Origin of the sequence: Caldibacillus sp. 210928-DFI.2.18 (genome assembly GCF_020554505.1) — a bacterium.
Taxonomy (GTDB): Bacteria; Bacillota; Bacilli; order Bacillales; family Caldibacillaceae; genus Caldifermentibacillus; species Caldifermentibacillus hisashii.
Genome location: NZ_JAJCHL010000187.1, coordinates 1 through 1,455 on the forward strand (window position 1 = coordinate 1; position 1,455 = coordinate 1,455).

Genomic DNA, 1,455 nt, shown 5'->3' on the forward strand with positions numbered 1-1,455 from the left:
TCTCTTCGCTGATGTTTACAGATAATCCGTTAATTTATATTCCGTTCCATATATCCCTTTATAGTATTCTGGAACCATAACGCCATTACATTTTTCACATTGAAATCTTGGAGGAGTTATCGGATCACCGCCATCCATTAGATCCATTTCTCTTACTACCTCATATGGAATTTTTTCTTCTTCATGACACATCAAACAATGATAGTTGACGAACTGTTTCTTGGGGCGAATATGTTCGATCCCTCGTTTTTTCTTCTTTCCTTTTTTTCGTTTCTTGCTTGTACCCTGTGATATGGTCAATCATCCTTTCCATATAAATTCTCGCATCCCTTGATAAAGCAATTTTAACACTTAATTTCCCGTCCTCAAGGCATACTTCTCCCATATACTCATAATAATTTCCACAGTGGGGGCAAATCATCGGATCCTTTTCGCCACTAGCGATGATTCGTTCTCTCCATGTTTGACGATGTAGGACTTTCTGTACTTTTACTACCCATTTACGCATTTGTTTTTGCCATGTTGTTAATAGCTTTTTGCTTATCTTTTTACTTCTCCTCGAATACATGCCATAGTAACGAATGGTTTTAAACTGTTCATCTGGAATATGACGAATCAAGCGGCTAATAAACTCTTCCACCGTGACTACTTCATGCTTTTCTTTCCCATCTTTTTTATCGATATATTTGAAGGTCACAAATTGACCATCATATTCCTCAATACGATTCATTCCAATCGCTGGTCGACGAATATAACGGCCAATATACCGCAACTGTTCCTTTAATTTTCCCCTTTGTTTTGGGGCATACACATAGAAGCCTTCTCCGTTTCTGGAAAAAGCCTTTTGTAATCGTGATTGGATCCGTTTCTTTTCCTCTTTTTTTAAGTAGCGTCGAATAAACTTCAAAACAACGGTCTGCCATTGTTTACGCAACATGGGAAACGGTATATAATCGTAACCTTTCCACTCTCCCTTCTTTGTGATTCCACCCATTGTTACCATCATATGTACATGAGGGTTAAAACTATCTTTAAGCCAAATGTATGTAAACCAGCGATAATCCCTGGGGTTACCTTAGCTTTTTTCTGAAAATAGTCAGTAATTAACTTTGCGGCTTCATCCATTAATGGTTTAAGAAGCTCACGATGCCATAGAAAAATATCCCTCAATCCTTCATCAATTGTAAAAATAACATGGCGATGGTTTACTTGAAGTGCCTCTTCAGTTAACAATCTACTCCATTCTTCGCTCTCCCCTACCGAGCATGTTGTACAAAAGCGTCCTTTGCATCGAAAGGGAACCAAATGCGTGTGGTGGCATCCTTCACAGACAAAGAGTTTGAATCCATTCTTTAAGTTCCCACAATCCCGAAACTTCTCAACCTCCTTGATGACGATGGGACGGATTCTCGCTCCATATTTCTTTTTGAAGGCTTCCCAATGTTGATGTTCATC

1 protein-coding gene and 1 pseudogene are annotated in these 1,455 nt (G+C 38.8%); both read right to left on the reverse strand.

Features of this window, described 5'->3' with window-relative positions; genetic code table 11:
- Positions 1–15 precede the first annotated feature (15 nt).
- Positions 16–147 carry a hypothetical protein gene (locus tag LIZ98_RS18060; protein WP_255654926.1) on the reverse strand — a complete coding sequence of 44 codons (132 nt, stop codon included), beginning with the start codon at positions 145–147 and terminating at the stop codon, positions 16–18.
- Positions 148–181: 34 nt separating this feature from the next.
- Positions 182–1,455, reverse strand: a pseudogene (locus tag LIZ98_RS18300) (IS91 family transposase); the annotation flags it as partial.

Coding starts and splice junctions, on each gene's coding strand:
- LIZ98_RS18060 (WP_255654926.1), bottom strand. CDS start 147: ATGGATCTAATGGATGGCGGTGATCCGATAACTCCTCCAAGATTTCAA.